We start from the raw sequence: 21106 nt of genomic DNA on the forward strand, positions 1-21106 counted from the left end.
TGAAGATTAAAATGTAACAGTAAGGGAACTAGTTATTAAACTAGTTCCGCTTTTTTAGCCATGATTAATTCTGCCAATTCAGTGCCTATTCTGTCTTGGGCTTCCACTGTAGCAGCTCCAATATGAGGGCTTAGTGAAATTTTGTTGTGTTGCAATAAGTCAACTCTAGGTTTGGGTTCGTTTTCAAAAACGTCTAAGCAAGCGTGTGCTAATTTACCATTGTCAAGTGCTTCGATTAGTGCATTTTCATCAACTACACCACCTCTTGCTGCATTTACTAGAATCGCACCGCTTTTCATTAAGTCAAACTGTGCTTTTCCAATAATTGGTTTTGCTAGAGCAGGGGTGTGCATACTGATGAAATCACTGTTTTTCAAAACTTCTTCCATTGTTGAAGGAGCAATTGCAACAGACACTGTTCCGTGTCCCTCAATCACTATACTGACATTAGTAGTTTCTAGTCCTGGTGCTGATGCCATCACCTTCATTCCGCAACCTAATGCGTAGGAAGCTACCGCTTGGCCAATTCTGCCAAACCCAATGATTCCTATTGTTTTGCCTCTAAGTTCTATTCCTTTAGCATAGGCTTTCTTTAAGCCTTTAAAATTTTCGGCTCCCTCAGTTGGCATAGCGCGGTTAGAGGCGTCTAAAAATCTTACAGCACCAAATAAGTGAGCCATAACTAATTCAGCTACACTTTGACTAGATGCTGCAGGAGTATTGAATACATAAATACCTTTGCTTTCAGCATATGCGACATCAATGTTATCCATTCCAACACCACCTCGTCCAATCATTTTTAGATTTGGACAATTATCAATCACTTCTTTTCTAACGGTAGTAGCACTTCTAACCAATACTACTTCATAGTTTTCATTGTTAATAGCATCTGCCAATTGATCCTGAGGAACTGTTTCAGTGATGACTGTATATCCGTTATCCTCTAATAATTTTTTGCCTGATGGAGCGATTCCATCGTTTGCTAAAATTTTCATTTTTATAGTTTTGGGTGTCTATTTATAATTAACCATTAGTTTTTTCAAATGCTTGCATTACATCAACTAATGCTTGTACACTTTCTAGTGGCAATGCATTATACATAGATGCTCTATAACCACCTGCAGATCGATGACCTTTAATACCACTAATGTTCGCTGCTTTCCAAGCTGCATCAAAAGCCTCGCTTTTAGATTCGTCAGTTAAAACAAATGTTACGTTCATATTCGAACGATCTTCTTTTTCAACAATACCTTTAAATAAGGGGTTTCTGTCGATTTCTGCGTACAGTAATTCAGCTTTTTGATTATTGATTCCTTCTATCCATTTTACACCACCGTTTTTCTTCAACCACTGTAAGTTCAGCATAGAAACATAAATAGGATATACGGGTGGGGTGTTGAACATAGATTCTTTCTCAATGTGCACCTGTAGATCTAGCATTGAAGGGATGTCTCTTCCTGTCTTACCTAGCAATTCATCTTTTACAATATATAAGGTTGTTCCAGCTGGACCCATGTTTTTTTGTGCTCCGGCATAGATCATGTCGTATTTGCTGACATCAATTTCTTTGCTGAAAATATCAGAAGACATGTCGCAAATCAAAGGAATGCTGGATTGTGGAACAGTTTTGAACTGTGTTCCATATATGGTATTGTTAGAAGTATAGTGCAAGTAATCTGCATCTCCAGGAACTTCAAATGATTTTGGAATAGAATTGTAATTTTTGTCTTTACTAGAAGCGATCACTTCAACGGATCCTAGCCTTTTTGCTTCTTTAATGGCTTTCGCGCTCCAAACACCTGTGTCAAGGTAGGCGCCTTTTCCATCTTTTTTCATGACGTTAATTGCGGAAATGTAAAAACCTAAACTTGCACCACCTTGCAAGAATAACACGCTATATCCACTAGGAACATTTAATAACTCCTTCACTAATGCAATTGCATTGTCCATTACCTCAATAAAATCTTTGCTTCTGTGAGATATCTCTAAAATAGATAGGTTTAAATTATTGAAGTTGATTACAGCCTCAGATGCTTGTTTTAATACTTCTTGTGGCAGTATACAAGGTCCTGCACTATAATTGTGAACTTTAGTCATGATGAGTTGTTTTTATATTTCCTTCAAAATTGCAAAATATTTTGCACAAAGTGAATTAGAAAAGCCATTTAAGGATTAAATAATTATAAAATATATATAATTCATTTTTTTATTAAAAAAGACTTGTAAAAAATAGATTATTCATATCTTTGCGTCCTTAAAATTTTTAAAGAGGAATAAGATGAAGAATGATATCCACCCAGACAACTATAGAATGGTAGTATTTAAAGACATGTCTAACGACTATGCTTTTATTACTAGATCAACTGCTGAGACAACAGAAACAATAGAGTGGGAAGATGGAAATGAATATCCTGTAGTAAAATTGGAGATTTCTCACAAATCTCACCCATTTTACACTGGTAAATTACAATTAATCGATACTGCAGGTCGTATTGATAAATTTAATAGCAGATACAAGAGCTTCAAAAAGAAGTAATCTTTCAATAAGATAATTGTAAAAAAGGCTTCGAATTTTTTCGAAGCCTTTTTTGTGTTGCTATTTTTTGAAGAGTAACGTTTTCCATGCATCAATGGTGTTTTTTTGACTCAATAAGTGTTTAGCAGCTTCGTGTCGTTCCTTTTCCTTAAAATCGGACAAGTTGTTTTGTTCTCCAAAAGAGCGGATCTCTTCTTCTGTTGGTAATGCTTCTATATTTCCAAGCATCCCCAAATCATTTCCTGAAAGGATTTCACTATTTTTTATAGCATCAGGAATGTTGTCAAATCCGATACCTAAAGTGGTGATGGGTTTGTCAACTTCGAAAAGAGCATCGTTATTCGCACGAACGTACCAATTAGCGCCCATTCGTCCCACTAAATCTATTTTGTGCTGATCGATTTGACCGTTACTATCTAATATGCTTTCATCTATGTGCATCAATAGAACTTCACATATGATTAAGTTCCCTGCGCCACCTTGGTCACCTAATTCAATGACTTGTTTAACCCTGCATTCCATTTGTACTGGAGATTCTTTAACCCTTGCTGGTCGAATTAATTCGGATTCAATTGGGGTAAAGCCTGCTTTTATGAACTCATTCACTTCTTTGGGATAGGCAGAACTGGAGAGAGACATTTGGTGAACGATATCGTGATTTACGATGTTGATTACTACTTCGTCTACTTCCTTAACGTTATTGTAGGTGTCTTTAGTGGTGTTGGTTCGCCCACTTCTAGCAGGAGAAAAAACGAGTATCGGTGGGTTGGCACTGAATACATTAAAAAAACTAAAAGGAGATAAGTTAGGATTTCCATCTTTATCAATGGTACTTGCGAAGGCAATCGGCCTGGGCCCAATTGCAGATTGAAGGTGTCTTTGTAATTCTGGGACAGTGACGTCTTTGGGGTTTATTTTGATCATGGATTATATTTTTTCTTGGTCAAATTTAATGATATCACTAAGGCTTTAAAAAGTTATTTGTATTGGATTAAATATTTTTTTCAATATCGCTGTATATTATTCGAAAAAAGGTATCTTTGCCCTCTCGTTTTTAAAAGGAGATTTTATTGGCGGATGTGGTGAAATTGGTAGACACGCTAGACTTAGGATCTAGTGCCGCGAGGCTTGGGGGTTCGAGTCCCTTCATCCGCACTACAAAGAATGGTATAAAGCTAAGGTAAGTCCTTCGCATTATGCCATTTTTAATTTAAATACATTTATTCTATTTACAATGGACGTAACAAGAAAAGACATCGATCAATTAAATGCAGAATTAACCTTAAAAGTAACACCTGCTGATTATCAGGATAAGGTGGATGCTGTTTTGAAAGAACACAGAAAAAAGGCCACTATCCCAGGATTTAGAAAAGGAATGGTGCCAATGGGTGTAATTAAAAAGCAAGTTGGTATTAGCGTATTGGTTGATGAGATAAATAAACTCTTATCTGACGAGTTGTATAAATATATATCTGAAAATAAGATTGATATGCTTGGAAATCCCATTCCAAAGCAGCAAGATAGAATCGATTTTGCAACTCAAACGGAGTTTGAATTTACCTATGAAATTGGGATAGCGCCTCAGTTTGAGGTAGAGGTTTCTGACAAGCATAAATTTGAAAAAGTAATCGTAAAGATTGATGACAAATTAATTGATCAGAATGTGAACGAGATTGCCAAAAGATATGGCAAAATGGAGAATGCAGATGTTTCCGCTGCAGATGATATGTTATACGGAAAGTTTGTTGAGCTGAATGAAAAGGGTGAAGTAAAAGAAGCTGGAATTTATAATAGTAGTGTCTTAAATATAGTTTCTGTTGCAGATAAGTCAATTGTTAAGAAACTAACAGGTTTAAAACCTGGAGATACAGTAGTTGTAAATCCTGCTAAAATGGGTGGAGCCAATTACATTAAATCGTGGTTAGGGATTGATGAAACTCAAGCTGCGTCAATCGATGGTGATTTTAATTTTACCGTTGAAAAGATTAATCGAATGGTTCCTGCAGACTTAAATCAAGAATTTTTTGATAAGCTTTATGGTAAGGATGTTGTTACTTCTGAGGAACAGTTCAGAGACAAGATTAAAGAGGAATTAGAGAAGAGTTTTAGTCAAAATTCAGATCAGTTATTGAATAGAGAAGTGCAAGATACTCTTATTGAGAAAACAAAAATTGAGCTTCCAGATGAGTTCTTAAAAAGATGGTTGATGGTGGCCAATGAAAAACCAGTTACTAAAGAGCAAATTGAGTCAGAGTATGACAAGTATGCAGTAGGTTTGAGATGGCAATTGATAGAGAATAAAATCATCAAAGATAATAAGCTAGAAGTAAGTCGTGATGAGGTAGTTGATTACACTAAATCATTAATTCAACAACAGATGGCTGGTATGGGACAAAACTTTATGGATGAGGCTGAATTAACCGATACTGCTAATAGAGTATTGCAAAATCAGGACGAAGCGCGCCAAATTTATGAGCAACTTTATCAGCAGAAATTAATCCAATTGTACAATAACAATTTTAAGATTAAAGAGAAGTCTGTTACTTATGACGAATTCGTTAAATTAGCCGAAGCTAAAAGAAAATAGTAACGAGTTAAATTAAGAGATACCATGTTCGATAAGAATGAGTTTAGAAAATTTGCAGTAAAAGGCAAAGGAATAAGTGGAATGCACTTGGATAATTATATTGATGCTTCAATGACACCATATATTATCGAAGAGCGTCAATTAAATGTTGCTCAAATGGACGTATTCTCTCGACTGATGATGGATAGAATTATCTTTCTAGGAACAGGAGTAAATGATCAAATGGCCAATATCATTCAAGCACAATTGTTGTTTTTAGAGTCGGTAGACAATAAAAAGGATATTCAAATCTATTTAAACTCTCCGGGAGGTTCTGTTTATGCAGGTTTAGGAATATATGATACGATGCAATATATTTCACCAGATGTAGCAACTATTTGTACAGGAATGGCTGCATCTATGGGAGCAGTGCTGTTATGTGCAGGTGCTCATGGAAAAAGAACAGCATTGCCTCACTCGCGAGTAATGATTCATCAGCCTTCAGCCGGAACACAAGGGATGGCCTCTGATATGGAGATAGCTTTGAAAGAAGTGTTGAAAATGAAAGAGGAGTTGTATGAAATTATTGCTAAGCATTCAGGTCAGCCTTTTGAGAAGGTTGAAAAGGATTCCGATCGTGATTATTGGATGAAAGCAGATGAAGCTAAGGAATATGGAATGATTGATGAAGTGTTAGTTAGGAAATAGTCCTCAGAAAAAATAATTAACTTTGAAGCCGCCTCGACTAAATCGGGGCGGCTTTTAATTTCAGTATAATAGACTATGGCAGAGAAACAAAATATACATTGTTCCTTTTGTGGAAGAGACAAAAAAGATACGCACGTATTAATAGCAGGGATTACAGGACACATATGCGACAGTTGTATCTCACAAGCGGAGGCGATCGTTAAGGAAGAATTAGCACCCAAACAAAGTAATAAACCAGCCTATAATAATTTGAAACCAAAGGATATTAAAACCTATTTGGACGACTATATTATTGGGCAGGATGAGGCGAAGAAGGTATTGGCAGTTGCGGTATACAACCATTACAAGAGGCTAGATCAGTCTGTTGCTGATGATGAGATAGAAATTGAGAAATCAAATATTTTATTGGTTGGAGAAACGGGAACAGGTAAGACGTTAATGGCCAAAACTATAGCCAAATTGTTAAATGTCCCTTTTTGTATTGCTGATGCTACAGTTTTGACAGAAGCCGGGTATGTAGGGGAGGATGTTGAAAGTATTTTATCCAGGTTATTGCAAGCAGCCAATTATGATGTTGAAGCAGCACAGCGTGGTATAGTCTTTATAGATGAGGTAGATAAAATTGCCCGTAAGAGTGACAATCCTTCCATTACTAGAGATGTTTCAGGAGAAGGTGTGCAACAGGCATTACTTAAATTACTTGAAGGTGCTACTGTTAATGTACCACCTCAAGGAGGAAGGAAGCACCCAGAACAAAAAATGGTTTCAGTAGACACTAAGAATATTCTGTTTATATGTGGAGGAGCTTTTGATGGCATCAATAAAGTGATTGCAAAACGGTTGAAAACAAATGCCATCGGGTATAAAAGTCGAAATGAGGACGAAGAAATTGATATGGATCAATTGTTAAAGTACGTTGCTCCTCATGACATTAAAACTTTTGGGTTAATTCCTGAGTTAATTGGACGTATTCCAGTATTGAGTTATTTACATCCATTAGATGCTGCAGCGCTTAGAAGAATACTGACTGAGCCTAAGAATGCTATTGCGAAGCAGTTTACAAAATTGTTTGAAATAGATGGTGTGAATTTGACATTTGAGGCCTCAGCTTTGGACTACATCGTTGAAAAAGCCGACCAATATAAATTGGGCGCAAGAGGATTGCGTTCTATTTGTGAGGCAATAATGCTGGATGCAATGTTTGAGATTCCAAGTGATAGCAAGCAGAAAGAACTGAAGATTACCAAAGAATATGCTGAAAGTAAAGTGGAACAATCAACATTGAAAAAATTAAAGGTAGCCTCTTAGCTACCTTTTTTTATTTACGTGGTATTTTGAATAATTGCCGCTAGTTGGTTTTTACTTGATTCCGTTAATTCTATACTAAATTCTAATTGAAAATCACCAGATTCCAATTGGGTCATTGAATTTCTGATATAGTTAGTCAAATTTATAATGATATTATTTATAAACTAACCTAACCCTTTATCAGATGAAAAAAATTAAAAAGTGTTGGCGTAATAAGACCAGCCTAGTACTAACCTTATTGTTTTTTCTTTCTCCTTTTATCGTAAATGCAGCAGCTCCAAGTATAAGTGGGGCAGTTTCTGTTTGTGAAGGAGATATAGTTACTTATACGTTTCCCTACAGCGCCGGGAATGTCTATAATTGGAGTGCGACCGGAGGAACTGGTATCGCAACTATTAATGCGGGTACTGGTAATGCGACATTTACTGTTACTTGGGGATTAGCAGTCCCTGGTCCGCATACAGTTGGATTGCAAGAGTACTCCGGAGGAGTATTAGTATCTAACCTTACGTTGAATGTAACGGTTAATGTAGCTCCCAATCCGCTCATTGTTTCAGACTTTGATAGCGATTGCGTCACAGACCCAGTCAGGGAAAAGGAGAATCGATTTATAGCTCCACAAAAGCCCGATCTTTTTGAATGTGAAACAGTTTGTGAGGATAGTCCGGTGACTTATACAACACCCAATGTAGCGGGAAATACGTATCAATGGACAGTTATTGGAGCTTATACCTCGATATCAGGAGCAACGACTAATTCTGCGACTGTTACTTGGGGAAGTCCAGGACAAGCTTATGTGGTAGTGACTGAAACTACTCCGGCAGGATGTACGCAAACAGATACTACTTGTATTGTAATTGTAGATAAACCTATTGCAAAATTTGAAGTTGATCATGGTGGCCCAATTGGGTCTTCTCAGACTATTGTAGGGGCGAATACAATAGAAATTTGTTTGAATAGCACCGTTTGTTTTAATGATCTCTCTTCCGGAGCTAGCAGTTGGTCGTGGGATTTTGGAAATTCTAATTCTTCTAATCTTCAAAATCCTTGTGAAACCTATACCACTCCTGGAAATTACTTAGTGACTCAAATTGTAGAAAATGAATGTCACTGTTTGGATACTTCCTATATTAACGTAAAAGTTAGAAACGAAGTAGGTCCTGAGATTGTTTGTCAGAATGTGGTGTGTGATAATGGTACATTTACTTATAATGCAATTTTGCCAACTCCATGTGTCGGAGGATACTACGAATGGGTTATTTCGAATAATGGAACTATAACAGGAGCCGCAGGTGGAGCGACTATAACTCCACAAACAGCAGACGGAGTCGACGTTACTTCAATTGATGTTTACTGGGGGTCTGGGCCTGTTGGTACTATTAGTTTGGTATTGTCAGGTTGCGGAAGTGTTTGTGATGCTATGACCACTGTTAATATCCCAATAATTCCTAATACCATTAACATCGAAGGAGATGAGGTTGTTTGTGTTGGAGAAGCGGGCTTCTTTGAGGTTCCATGTTATCCTGGTACTATTTATACTTGGAAGGTTAATGGAAATCCAGTTGCGGAAACCAGTAATGAACTATGGTATCAATTTTATTCTCCTGGTACTTATACAGTAACCGTTGAATATGACAATAATTTTTTAAGTTGTAGTGGAAGTTCTAGTGATTTTAATGTGAGAGTTTTATCTCCTTTTGAAATTAATGGAGCCTCTAAAGTATGTGCGGGTAGTCCATTAACTGTAAACGGACCAGCAGGTAGTCAATTGACTTGGGTGGTAACTAACCAATCAGGAACAATCGTTGCTTCTAGTGGTTCAGTTTCAAGCTCTTTTAATGTGCCAGGTTCTCTCACTCCTGGGACATATACTGTGACTGCACAAGATGTGAGTTCCCCAAGAGATTACTGTAATGATTATGCAGTTCATGGTTTTACTGTAATTGCAAAACCACCAACACCGACTGTAATAAATGGCCCTATTATAGTTTGTATTAATGAAGCATCCATTTACACAGCAAGTCCAATTTCTTCTGATTATTATTTAGAATGGGAAGTAAATAATGGAGGAACTGTTACCACATCCAATGGGAACTCCGTTAGTGTGACATGGGGAGCTGGTGTTAAAACAATTATTTTACGCCATGTTTCAAAGCAAAATGATTGTCCTTCTGATGATTATTTAGTAGTTATTAATGAAAAGGTGCCTCCTGTAATTACGCAGTCTGACTTTACAGGCCCAACAACAGTTTGTGCAAACACACCAACAGGCGCACCAATAGGATACAGTATGCCACTTTCTTTAGATGGATATAGCTGGTCTATAGTTCCTGCAAATGCCGGTAGTGTAGTAAGTGGACAAGGGACGACTAATATTTCTGTGATTTGGAATAATTATTCTGGTCCTGCTTCAGTAGTCTTAACACCTACCACGTGTAATGTGCCAGGAAGTGCTGTAGCGTATAATGTAAATGTGACGAATCCAGTAATGAGTATTAGTGGACCGTCTGTGGTTTGTCAAAATAGTGGTGGAACCTGGACTTCTTCTTTTACAATGGGAGTACCTGGACCGCATACTTGGACTGTACAAAACATAGCAACAGGCGCGACAGTGACTTTACCAGGTACAGGTAGTGTAATTAGTTATAACTTTCCTACTAGTGGATCTTTTGTGATTACTGGAACTGCAACAAATTGTAGTACAACTCATACTGTAACTCAGAATGTGACGGTTAATCCGGCACCTGTAGCCAACTTAACCTATTCTGGAGATAAAAACTGTATCGATAATAATATAGTCGATTTCTTCGTGAGTGTACAAGGAACAGGTCCATATACTTATACTTGGTATCATGGCGCATCTGTAATTCTTGGAGTAACTGGGCCGAACCATACTATTGGAAATAATCCAGCTGATGCAGGTAATTATTCCGTTGTTATTACTGATGCCAACGGTTGTTCATCTACAACCAATATTGTTAGAGTAAGAAGATGTGGTCCTCCTCCTAGCTGCACCAATCATGGATCTTCTATATCTTATACCTATAACGTATATCAAAATGCACCTTCTCCAGGTTGCGATGTTGTAAGGTTTAATGCAACTGCACTTGGTTTGACTCCTACTCAAGTGAGATGGAATTTTGCTGACTTAGGGTCTGCAACTGGTTATATGCCTACGTTCCAATTTCCTGCTAGTGGAGTTTACCCTGTTACTGTAATTGCTTCATATGGTGCGCCATTGTGCGACAAAATCTACACCTTTAACGTTGTTGTACCAGTAGTAGCTAATTATGAGTTGAATATTAGTTGTCCTTCCGGAAATACATTCTTAGTTAATTTAATTAACACTACAGATGTTGTGCATGGACCATTATCGCTATTCACCCATTTATGGACGGTATATGATATGACGGCGGCTACCACTTTAGGAACGTCAACAAGTCAGGACTATATGGGAGTGCCAGGATTAATAGGAGGAAATGTTATTCAAGTAACACTCCAGGAAACAAGAACATATACATGGGGTGGCCAAACAATTAATGCTTCCTGTACTTATGTGAATACATTCACGATGCCAGAGAATGCTAATGCAGATTTCTCTGTAGTGAACCCTGTTGTATGTGAAGGAAATCCTCTTTCTTTTACAGATTTATCAGCAGGTAATATTGTAAGTTGGGATTGGAATTTCGGAGATGGTTCTGGAATATTGACGCAAAGTCCTGATAAGACTTATACAACACCTGGAACGTATTCTGCTAACCTAATGGTTACTGATGAGTTTGGATGTACAAGTACCAGTGTGAATCAAACCATTACGGTTAAAGCAAATGCCATTTCAGGCAATATTAATGTGACTCCAGTTTCACCAATGTGTCCGGGAACAGTAGCAAGTATTGTTTTTACGAATACAACATCACCTTCATCAGCACCTTATAACTACTTATGGAGTGATGGAACTACTACAGGTACAGCTGCATCAAGCGCAACAACTACTACACAAACCTCTACGCATTATTTAGGTGTTACAGATTCTTATGGATGTTTCCAAAGTTTCGGGCCTGCAACTGTAGAAGTAGTTGAAATTCCAGATGCAATCATAACTGGCTTGGATGAATATTGCATTGGTGATGATATCAATTTGACATGTAATTATGGAAACTCTTATGGATACCAATGGTTGGTGTCTATTGGAGGAGCACCATTTACTTCAGCTGGATCTACCAATCCACAGTTAACAATGGCAGGAGGTCTTCCAATAGGAAATCATGTATTTAAAGTTGAATTAAGTACAACCTCACCAAACTGTGTAAAAGAGTCATTTTTATTCCCAGTTGAGGTGTTCGGCCTTCCGGCTGCACCAGTTATTACAACAAATCCAGTTCCTGCGTGTCCTGATAGCCCTGTGTTGTTAACAGTGACTAATCCGGGATTATACAATAGTATATCATGGACAACTGGTGATGTTGGTGTTTCTACTTCGGCCATTAGTGCTGGTAAATATTACGCTGTAGGTACGGATATTAATGGTTGTTCTAATTATAGCTTTACTGAAGTACATGAGCTTCCAAACTTCTGTAGCTTCATGTGCGGTTGTTATTCAGACTGTATAGAATCTGGAACGGCTTATAATTTCCCAGGAATTCCAGGAACTTTCCAGAATTGGAGATGGGAGCGCTTCGATGGTGTGAATTGGAATCCAATTGCATCTGGAACAGGTGCTGTTGCTGATCTGTCGATTACGACTCCTGGAGCTTATACTATACGTTTGTATGTAGAAACATTGGATGGATGTGATGGATACTCTTGTGAAGTAGACCTTATGTTAACAGCTTGTAGCGATCCATGTGAAGGTAAGGCTTACTTTGAGTATGTGGAATGTGTTCATACTTCTGTTGGAGTAGTATACGAGTTTGGAATGGGTATTGATTTTGCTCCTTTCGGTAAAAAATGTGATCAATATTCTTATCAAATTATTCCTCCAGTAGGAAGTGTTATTAGTACACCAAGTACAATCACTCCATATGGAAGTTTTATTCATGGAAAATGGACTGTTGGTTCGAATTACTACCCTGGAGGTAAAGTTTGTTTCGAGGTCATTATCACCAATGAATGTGATCAAACAACTTGTTCGTTTACTGTATGTATTGACTTCCCAAAATGTGGGGATGCAGACGCTAGTTCAAGAACGAAGTCTTCCAAAGGGATAGAAAGCCAAAATAGATTTGGAAATAGTGAGAAAGGAGAAATTACTTTCTATCCTAATCCATCTAGTGGTTTGTTGAAAGTGAATGTTCCTGAGGTTGGTAACTATGAGATCTCAATCTTTGATATTACCGGAAAGGCAGTATTTAAGCATACATTGAATGTTGAAACTCCTCGTGATTTCGAATTTAATTTACAAGATCTTCCGCTAGGACCATACCACATTCAATTTATTGGTAATAATTCAATTAAAACAGAAACCCTTATTATTATGAAGTAATAAAAAAGGATGGAATTAATAGGGGGGGAATGCAGTTGTAGTGCATCTCCCTCTATTAACTTCGATAAATGAGAGTTAGTACTCAAAATTAATTAGTGGAAAATATCGTAATTTATATGATTACGATATTTTTTTTGTGCTTAACTTACCAGAAGCAAACGATGAGAAGATTTTTAATAGGGTTGATATTGAATAACTTTTGAAAGTTGTTTAGCTTTTGATTTAGTATTTTTTCAATTTTTCCTGTAAATTTGATACACATGCTTTTTACTAAACCTACCCCACCCCATGAATGTAATAATAATAGAAAACGAGAAGGAGACTCGTGAGTCGTTATCCAAACTCCTGCGTTTATTTTGCACCAATGTTAATATTGTTGGTGTTACGGACAACCCCTTCGAAGGGTTAAAAATTATTCAAAACTCAGATCCCGATTTAATTTTCCTAGATGAAGAAATACTACAATCGTCAGGTGCCTTATTAGATTTGAAAGCGTCTAAAAAGAAATTCTATGTCGTTCTACTAACACTTGAAAATCAATCGTGTGAAATACCTGGTGAAGAAGCTAGGGTGTTTGAATATTTAGTAAAGCCAATAGATCCTATAGCACTTGAAAAATGTGTTAAAGACATTCGAACCTTATTTAAGAGGCAACTTTGTCCTGATTATGTCAATACTAAAAAAGGGAGAAAAGGAGAGGATGAACGAATAGGAATTCCAACGAGTAAGGGAACTTTGTTTGTCTCTTTAGAGCAAATCGTTTTTCTGAGAGCGAATAATAATTATACAGAAATTATATTAGAAACAGGTAAGCCATTACTCGTGTCAAAGTCCTTGAAGTCATTTGAAAGATTGCTGGAAAGCGCTTCTTTTATGCGCGTTCATCAGAGCTATATGATTAATTTAGAAAAGGTGGTGGAGTTGCAGCGCACCGATGGAGGGGCGCTTGTATTAAGCAACAACGATAAAGTGCCAATAAGCAGAGCTCATAAAGTTGAAATAAAAAATCGCCTAGAAGAGATGTGGAAGATAGTGTAGCTTATCGAATTTAAAAATCAAAAAATAAGAAAGAGTACTTAAGCTATTTTAAATCAATTAGTCAGTATTTGGGGAAGGCCTAAGTGGCTTACTTCCGCTCATACGTTTCAAAAGTAAATGCATACGCATGCTTTTCATCTGCTTCATGCTTTTCAGAATCAATTAATTGCCATTCATTTAAACTGAATTCAGGAAAAAAAGTATCCCCTTCTAATTCGGTATGGATTCTAGTCAAATAAATGCGATCTGCCATAGGAAGAGCTTGCTTATAGATTTCGCCGCCTCCAATTATCATCAATTCTTCTTCTCGATTTCTGTCAGCAATTCGAATACCTTCTTCTAAATTGTGAACAATCACAGCGCCTTCAAATTCATAATCGGTATCTCTTGTAACAACAATGTTGACTCTATTGGGTAAAAGTTTTCCAAAAGACTCTAGGTTTTTTCTACCAGTTAAAACATGATGTCCTTTAGTGGTTCTTACAAAAAAGCGCATATCGTCTGGCAGCGACCATGGCAAATCATTGTCACGTCCGATTACATTGTTTTCTGTAGCTGCTGCAATTAAAGAGATTTTCATAGTGTAATGTCTAGGCTTCGACTCCGCTCAGCCTTACTAAGGTTGAGCATCTATCAAAAAATTGTTTAAGTAATGTGTATTCGTTAGTTGGGTTGATTTATTCCGTAAGAAATTAATTATACTGCTACCGCTGCTTTAATATGTGGGTGTGGATCATAATTCAATAATTCAAAATCTTCGAACTTGAAATCAAATAAATCCGTCACATCAGGGTTGATTTTCATTGTCGGCAATGGACGAATTTCTCGGCTCAATTGCAATTTGGCTTGATCAATATGATTAGAATATAAATGCGCGTCACCAAGAGTATGCACAAAATCTCCGGGTTTTAAATTACAAACCTGAGCGACCATCATTGTCAACAAAGCATAGGAGGCAATATTGAAAGGAACGCCTAAAAAGGTGTCAGCACTGCGCTGATATAATTGGCAACTTAATTTGCCATCCGCGACATAAAACTGAAAAAAAGCATGACAAGGAGGGAGTGCCATATTTTCGATTTCTGCAACGTTCCATGCATTCACAATAATTCTTCTAGAGTCAGGTGTGTTTTTTATTTGATTGATAATATCGACAATTTGATCAATGTGCCGCCCATTAGCTGTCGGCCATGAACGCCATTGGTAGCCATAAACGGGTCCTAAGTTGCCATCTTCATCTGCCCATTCATCCCAGATACTAACCCCATTATCTTTCAAATATTTGATGTTGGTATCACCAGAAAGAAACCACAGTAGCTCATGAATAATAGAACGCAAATGCACCTTCTTTGTAGTCACTAGAGGAAAGCCAGCTGACAAATCATAACGAGATTGGTGGCCAAATACACTAATCGTACCTGTTCCAGTCCGATCTCCTTTTTGCGTACCGTGATCTAAAATGTGTTGAAGTAGTTCGTGATATTGCTGCATGATAAATGGATTTGACGTTGGCCAAATTTAAACAATCGAACAACGAAATGCCATTTATTTTTAGTCTTATTCTCTCGTATGAGAATGGGAGAGGTTTATAGAATTACACCAACTATTACTGCAGTAAACAATGAAGCTAATGTACCTCCAATCAAAGCTCTAATTCCAAATTTTGATAAAATTCCTTTTTTATTTGGAGCCAATGCGCCAATTCCACCAATCTGAATTCCAATACTTGCGAAATTGGCAAAACCACAAAGAATATAAGTTGCCATTGTAATCGACTTTTCCTCAGCGAATAATTGAGCAGCTTTCATTTTTCCTAATGACACGTATGCTACGAACTCATTTAAGATTGTTTTTTCACCCAATAACTGTCCCACTAATACCATGTCTTCTTTGGCAACCCCCATTAAGTATGCAATGGGTGCGAAAGAATATCCAATTAGAAATTCAAAAGTCAAGCCTCTGAAGGAGGTACTTGAGGCTATGATTTCATTTAGGCCGGTGTAATGTCCAATAATATCACACAGTAAATAGTTACCCATTGTAATAAAAGCGATGAAAACTAATAGCATTGCTCCTACATTCACAGCTAATTTTATCCCATCGGTAGTGCCATTTGCAATCGCTTCTAAAGCATTTCCGCCAATTTTATCGCTACTGATTTCCATCGTTGAATTTATCTCCTCTGTTTCAGGAACTAATATTTTGGCAGCGACTATAGCTGCAGGTGCTGACATTACAGACGCAGCCAATAAGTGCTTAGCAAAGTAGATTTGTTGAACAGGATCATCTCCTCCCAAGAAACCAATATATGCGGCTAAAACCCCACCTGCTATGGTGGCCATTCCACCAGACATCAAACTCATGATTTCAGAGTTGGTCATTTTGCTGAGGTAAGGTTTTACTAAAAGAGGAGATTCAGTTTGGCCTAAAAAGATGTTTCCGGCTGCTGCTAAACTTTCTGCACCAGATAATTTCATTAGTTTTTTCATCACCCATGCAAAAGCATAAACCACTTTTTGAAGAATTCCCCAATAATATAGTAAGCTTGTTAATGCCGAGAAGAAAATTATTGTTGGAAGTACTTGAATAGCGAAATTGATAAAACCAATTTCAATTTTTTCAGTGATGAATGAGCTAAATAAGAAGTTCGTTCCTTCACTCGTAAAGGAGATTATTTTTACAAAGAATCCACTGGCAATATCGAATGCTTTAGCTACAAAAGGAACTTTTAAAACCAGTATTGCGAATATAATCTGTAGTCCGATTCCTTTGCTTACTAAACTCCAAGAAATTGCTTTTCTATTAACGCTGAAGAGGAATGCTAGAAGTAACAAAACAATCATTCCTACGACTCCTCTCAATAATGATTCTATCGTCAAGCCTTCTGAAGGTTTGATTTTGTAGTTGCTGTTGAACAATTGATACTTTTCAGAATTTCCTTTGTGGATCAATTCGATGGCATTGTTTTCCAATTCTACTACTCTATATGTAGTTGGTTTTAATTGGAAAGAATCAACTCCATTGCTATCAGTAGATACTAAGGTTGATTGATTGATTACAATGTTTCCGTCAAGAATATTCCATTTTCCTGGGTATCCCGTGCCAGATTTATATGCTGTCAATTCTTTTCGTTGATCTACCTTTAGTGAGTCAAAATTGGTCCCTGTTGAAGAAATCCAGAGTGATAACCCTTCAGAAGAAGTAGTTGCTTTAGGTGCATTGGAATCACCGCATGCAAAAGTCAGAAATAATGGAAGTAGCAAAAGCCACTTAAAAGCGTTTGATATCTTCAAAATCTATTTAATTAGTGGAGCTATTTCGTTTGGTGATTTCATCACGAATACGAGAAGCGAGTTCATAATTTTCATTCTCTATCGCTTTCTCTAGTTTGCTGTTCAATTCTTTGATACTAAAATCAGCCAATGAAGATTTTTTCTTTTTTGGTGGGGTAGGTGTTGTATCTTTCTCTGGAGAAATTGAGGTAGTAGATCCTTCAGTGTTCTCATCGTCCAAAACAATACCTGCCGATGCTAGAATAAATTCAAATGTGTAAATAGGGCATTTGAAACGAACAGCCAATGCTACTGCATCAGAAGTGCGAGTGTCTATTTCTACTTCTTTTCCATCTTTGTCGCAGATTAATTTAGCATAGAATACGCCCTCTACTAGGTTGTAGATAATGATTTCTTTAATTGAAATGCCAAAAACATCTGCAAAATTCTTAAATAGGTCGTGGGTAAGCGGTCGAGTAGGAGTCATGTCTTCCAACTCTATGGCAATGGCTTGGGCTTCGAAACCTCCAATAATAATTGGCAATCTTCGTTTCCCTTCTTGCTCTCCAAGTACCAGTGCATATGCCCCTGATTGGGTTTGGCTATAAGATAATCCTATAATATCTAACCGTATTTTCTCCATTCTGCCCATAGCTAATCCTTCACTAAAGATATAAATTAATAAATGGGAAGACAAAAATTATCTTCCCATTTATTGATATTAAAATAGGCTGTAAAATTAGTGATTTGAAGCGTTAAACGCTTTAGCCGCTTCAACCAATTTTGGAATTACTTCAAATGCGTCTCCCACTATACCATAATTTGCTGATTTAAAGAATGGTGCTTCTGGGTCATTGTTGATTACTACAATGGTCTTACTTTGGTTTACTCCTGCTAAATGCTGAATAGCTCCCGAAATTCCAACAGCAATATATAAGTTCGGACGAATAGCTACACCAGTTTGACCAACGTGTTCGTGGTGAGGTCTCCAATCCATATCAGCTACTGGTCTAGAGCAAGCTGTAGCAGCTCCCAATTCCTTCGCTAAATCTTCAATCATTCCCCAGTTCTCAGGACCTTTCAATCCTCTACCTGCAGAAACTACTTTTTCTGCTTCTGTTAATGGAAGATCAGCCGATTCCTTAATTACTTCTTTAACTTTTACAGTTGCAGCACCTACTTCGGGGCTAAAAGTCTCTACAGATGCAGATCCACCTTTTGCTGATTTATCTACTGAGTTAGGCAATAAAGAAATCACTTTTTTATCCGTATTGATGGTAATGTTGGCAAAAGCTTTTCCAGAGAATACTGCTTTCTTAACAGTAAATCCGTTTGCTGTAGATGGATAATCTACTGCTCCACTAACTAATCCAGCATCTAATTTCGCCGCCACTCTTGGTGCGATAGACTTTCCTGAAAAGTCGTGAGAGAAAATAATGACATCAGCACCTTCTGCTTCAGCACCTTTTACTACCACTTGTGTGTAGATAGAAGGGTCAAAATCATTGAATTTTGAATCGTTAGCATGAAGGATTTTTGTAGCTCCGAATTCGCCTAATGATTCAGCGTCAGAGCAAGCACCAATTACAATTGCAGTAGCATTGGTTCCTAAGTCAGCTGCAATTTTACTACCATAAGCCACTGCCTCAAAAGCTGACTTATGTATTTTTCCGTTTGCAGTGTTTGCGTATATTAAAACAGACATATATTTTTCTTTTAGATTACTTTGGCTTCGTTGTGAAGCAATTCAATTAATTCAGCTGCGTTATCAGCATCGATGTAATGACATTCTCCTTTTGCAGGAGGTAACTCATAATTGGCGATGGTGGTAGATGCATTAGCACCTGATCCTTCCACTACTTTCAAAGGCTTTGTTCTCGCAGCCATAATTCCTCTCATATTAGGAATTCTAGCTTCAGCCATTCCTTTTGCAGCACTAATTACAAATGGAGCAGTTACTTCAACTACTTCTGTTCCACCTTGTATATCTCTATGAATAGTTGCGGTAGTTCCTTCCATTTCTAATTTAGAAGCCAAAGAAACATAAGGCATGTCCATTAATTCAGCAATCATACCACCCAATTGAGAACCATTGTAATCAATCGTTTCTTTTCCTAAAAGTACCATGTCAAATCCTTCTGCTTTTGCGAATGCTACAATTTCTTTAGCAGTTTGTAATGCGTCAGTTGGATTTACATTGATTCTAACTGCTTCGTCTGCACCAATCGCCAATGCTTTTCTGATGATTGGTTCGTTTTCAGCCAATCCTACATTAACAACAGTTACGCTTCCACCGTTTTGTTCTTTCAATTCCAAGCCTCTCACCAATGCATACCATTCATCGTAAGGATTTACTATGAATTGAACGCCATTAGTATCAAATGCTGTATTGTTGTCAGTGAAAGCGATCTTTGCCGTAGTATCCGGAGCCTTACTTATACATACTAATATTTTCATCTTCTTATTGTTATTGAGTGATTTATTCTTTTTTAATAAGACAATCAATGTAGTTATTTGTTTTTGATTCAAACCAAACTTGAACTCAATTGATTATTCTTGTCACAAAACTAATTTAAAAAAGAAAGAAATAAAAATACTATTCGCGCATAATAAATTTTAAGTGCATATAATATCGGATTTTTTGAAATTGGAAAGAGAGAAGAAAAAGAAATTTTATTTTTAGATTTTTTTTAAAACCGGACGATTCTTTCTTAAAATGAGTAATCGGCATTAAATGTATCGTTAATTTATATTTTTTTAACTCATTATTAAAATTACTCTATGGTAAAAACTCTGATTTTATAAGGGTTTTACTAACAAAAGATTAGAAATGATTATTTTTTTAAACAACTGTCTTGGTTTGTATTAAAGTTTGATTTAATTTTAGAACAACTAACCTCTTAATTTTAAGTCAAATGAAAAAGCTGTCAGTTTTACTATTTTTATTTTCAATGATTTCAATTATTACATTTGCACAAAGGATACAAGTTGTTCACGGACCAACAACAGTATGTGCAGAAGAAGCTGATTTTTACAATGCGGTTGTCAGTAATGGAATGTTTTATAACTGGAATGTTACCAATGCACAAAGCTTTTTGCCAAGTGGTAATTTTTTAGATGTTGTTTGGGGCAATTATTCCAAATACTAGACCCATGAAAAATCTCAAAAAATACATTACAAGAATAAACTTCCAATTATTATTAATTTTTTTATTGCCTACTATAGCCACCGCCCAAGGCGGTTGGCAGTGGGCTAAAAATTACGGTGGTGACAAAAATCCCCCAGTAGAGACAGTGAAAAGTCTACAAACGGATCAATGGGGGAATATCTACATTGCAGGAACTATAACAGACATTTACCAGCGCGACAGTGCAGGAAATGTGCTCTACGATAGTAATTTTTTCCCTATTCTTCACAACTACGGTAAGGAAGATATTTGGGTAGCCAAATACAGCCCATCTGGTAAAAATCTATGGAGCGAATATGCTGGAAGTGGAAACCCTGATGTTATCTATGCTTCAATAACTGATAAAATTGGTAATACTTATATCGCTGGCAGGTTAAGCTATAATTCCTTTCGATTGCCACATACTTTTAACAAAAAAAGAATTTCAAATGACAGTCTAACAACTTTTATTGCTAAATTAGATTCTTCTGGAAAGTTGCTGTGGCACAGGCCATTTGGGTTTGATTCTGTTTTGTCAAATAATGTAGTTTGTGCTTTTAACGGGAATCTTTATTTAGATCATCAAAACAACCTCCATTACACATTCGTGTCTTGCAGAAGTCAGATAATTTTTAAATCCGATACTATTGACGATTCTTGGTACGATACAAAGTTCACTCAAAATGGAGATTATATCTCTTCAAAAAGACTGCCATTTAAAGACTATCAAAACAGTTTGTCCAATTTAAAATCAAGTATTGATCGGCTAGGTAATTATTATTTTTACAGCTATTTCGACACAGACACTCTATTCTTACTGAACGATACCATAATCCGAGATGGGCAAAATGTCGCCAATGGCATTGTATTGGCGATAGATTCCAATGCCCATTACAAATGGAGCTTTGTGAGTCAAAATATTTATGACCCAATTACGAATGGAACTGTAGTTGGTGATACAATAATAGTTTCAACAGATATTTCTTCACAAACGGACACGGTCTTCTTTGGGAATCAAAAGTATAAAAC

General features: G+C 36.8%; 17 protein-coding genes and 1 tRNA gene. 9 read left to right on the forward strand and 9 right to left on the reverse strand.

What is annotated here, in order from left to right:
- Positions 1-35 precede the first annotated feature (35 nt).
- Positions 36-995: an NAD(P)-dependent oxidoreductase gene (locus GQN54_RS04240; protein ID WP_160632265.1), complete on the reverse strand. Its 960-nt coding sequence runs from the start codon at positions 993-995 to the stop codon at positions 36-38.
- Positions 996-1023: 28 nt separating this feature from the next.
- The gene (gene serC / locus GQN54_RS04245) at positions 1024-2097 is read right to left on the reverse strand and encodes a 3-phosphoserine/phosphohydroxythreonine transaminase (RefSeq protein ID WP_160632266.1); all 1074 of its coding nucleotides are present in this window, start codon (positions 2095-2097) and stop codon (positions 1024-1026) included.
- A gap of 181 nt (positions 2098-2278) precedes the next feature.
- Between serC and GQN54_RS04250 the strand changes: the two genes are divergently transcribed.
- Positions 2279-2536 (forward strand): type B 50S ribosomal protein L31, encoded by a 258-nt coding sequence (locus GQN54_RS04250; RefSeq protein ID WP_160632267.1) that lies wholly within the window; start codon positions 2279-2281, stop codon positions 2534-2536.
- 60 nt (positions 2537-2596) lie between these two features.
- Here the strand turns inward: GQN54_RS04250 and GQN54_RS04255 are convergent, their stop codons facing one another.
- On the reverse strand, positions 2597-3460 hold the full coding sequence (locus tag GQN54_RS04255; protein ID WP_160632268.1) for a flavin reductase family protein: 864 nt from the start codon (positions 3458-3460) through the stop codon (positions 2597-2599).
- 149 nt (positions 3461-3609) lie between these two features.
- Between GQN54_RS04255 and GQN54_RS04260 the strand changes: the two genes are divergently transcribed.
- From GQN54_RS04260 to GQN54_RS04285, 6 genes are all read left to right on the forward strand, one after another.
- A tRNA-Leu gene (locus GQN54_RS04260) sits at positions 3610-3691 on the forward strand.
- Positions 3692-3770: 79 nt separating this feature from the next.
- Positions 3771-5123 carry a trigger factor gene (gene tig / locus GQN54_RS04265; RefSeq protein ID WP_160632269.1) on the forward strand — a complete coding sequence of 451 codons (1353 nt, stop codon included), beginning with the start codon at positions 3771-3773 and terminating at the stop codon, positions 5121-5123.
- Between the two features lie 24 nt (positions 5124-5147).
- Positions 5148-5810, forward strand: a complete 663-nt coding sequence (gene clpP / locus GQN54_RS04270) for an ATP-dependent Clp endopeptidase proteolytic subunit ClpP (RefSeq protein ID WP_160632270.1) — start codon at positions 5148-5150, stop codon at positions 5808-5810.
- Between the two features lie 75 nt (positions 5811-5885).
- Complete coding sequence (gene clpX / locus GQN54_RS04275; RefSeq protein WP_160632271.1) at positions 5886-7118, forward strand: ATP-dependent Clp protease ATP-binding subunit ClpX; 1233 nt, start codon at positions 5886-5888, stop codon at positions 7116-7118.
- A gap of 184 nt (positions 7119-7302) precedes the next feature.
- A complete protein-coding gene (locus tag GQN54_RS04280; protein ID WP_160632272.1) occupies positions 7303-12600 on the forward strand; it encodes a PKD domain-containing protein in 5298 nt (1765 codons plus the stop codon).
- Between the two features lie 288 nt (positions 12601-12888).
- A complete protein-coding gene (locus GQN54_RS04285; RefSeq protein ID WP_160632273.1) occupies positions 12889-13638 on the forward strand; it encodes a LytR/AlgR family response regulator transcription factor in 750 nt (249 codons plus the stop codon).
- Positions 13639-13726: 88 nt separating this feature from the next.
- Here GQN54_RS04285 and GQN54_RS04290 read toward each other — a convergent pair whose 3' ends face one another.
- The 6 genes from GQN54_RS04290 to GQN54_RS04315 form a co-directional block, all read right to left on the reverse strand.
- On the reverse strand, positions 13727-14218 hold the full coding sequence (locus tag GQN54_RS04290) for a dihydrofolate reductase (RefSeq protein ID WP_160632274.1): 492 nt from the start codon (positions 14216-14218) through the stop codon (positions 13727-13729).
- 116 nt (positions 14219-14334) lie between these two features.
- Entirely contained in the window at positions 14335-15129 is a 795-nt protein-coding gene (locus GQN54_RS04295; protein WP_160632275.1) for a thymidylate synthase, read from the reverse strand.
- 95 nt (positions 15130-15224) lie between these two features.
- Positions 15225-16931, reverse strand: coding sequence for a NupC/NupG family nucleoside CNT transporter (locus tag GQN54_RS04300; RefSeq protein WP_235932962.1), 1707 nt, complete (start codon positions 16929-16931; stop codon positions 15225-15227).
- Positions 16932-16938: 7 nt separating this feature from the next.
- Positions 16939-17553: a bifunctional nuclease family protein gene (locus GQN54_RS04305; protein WP_160632276.1), complete on the reverse strand. Its 615-nt coding sequence runs from the start codon at positions 17551-17553 to the stop codon at positions 16939-16941.
- 96 nt (positions 17554-17649) lie between these two features.
- Complete coding sequence (locus GQN54_RS04310) at positions 17650-18615, reverse strand: electron transfer flavoprotein subunit alpha/FixB family protein (protein WP_160632277.1); 966 nt, start codon at positions 18613-18615, stop codon at positions 17650-17652.
- 11 nt (positions 18616-18626) lie between these two features.
- Positions 18627-19367 carry an electron transfer flavoprotein subunit beta/FixA family protein gene (locus tag GQN54_RS04315; RefSeq protein WP_160632278.1) on the reverse strand — a complete coding sequence of 247 codons (741 nt, stop codon included), beginning with the start codon at positions 19365-19367 and terminating at the stop codon, positions 18627-18629.
- Between the two features lie 458 nt (positions 19368-19825).
- Between GQN54_RS04315 and GQN54_RS04320 the strand changes: the two genes are divergently transcribed.
- Together GQN54_RS04320 and GQN54_RS04325 are read left to right on the forward strand one after the other, a co-directional pair.
- Entirely contained in the window at positions 19826-20059 is a 234-nt protein-coding gene (locus GQN54_RS04320; protein ID WP_160632279.1) for a hypothetical protein, read from the forward strand.
- A gap of 4 nt (positions 20060-20063) precedes the next feature.
- A partial coding sequence (locus GQN54_RS04325) for a hypothetical protein (protein WP_394350973.1) occupies positions 20064-21106 on the forward strand: 1043 nt, incomplete at its 3' end.

This window comes from Acidiluteibacter ferrifornacis (genome assembly GCF_009909615.1).
GTDB classification, from domain to species: Bacteria; Bacteroidota; Bacteroidia; order Flavobacteriales_E; family Vicingaceae; genus Acidiluteibacter; species Acidiluteibacter ferrifornacis.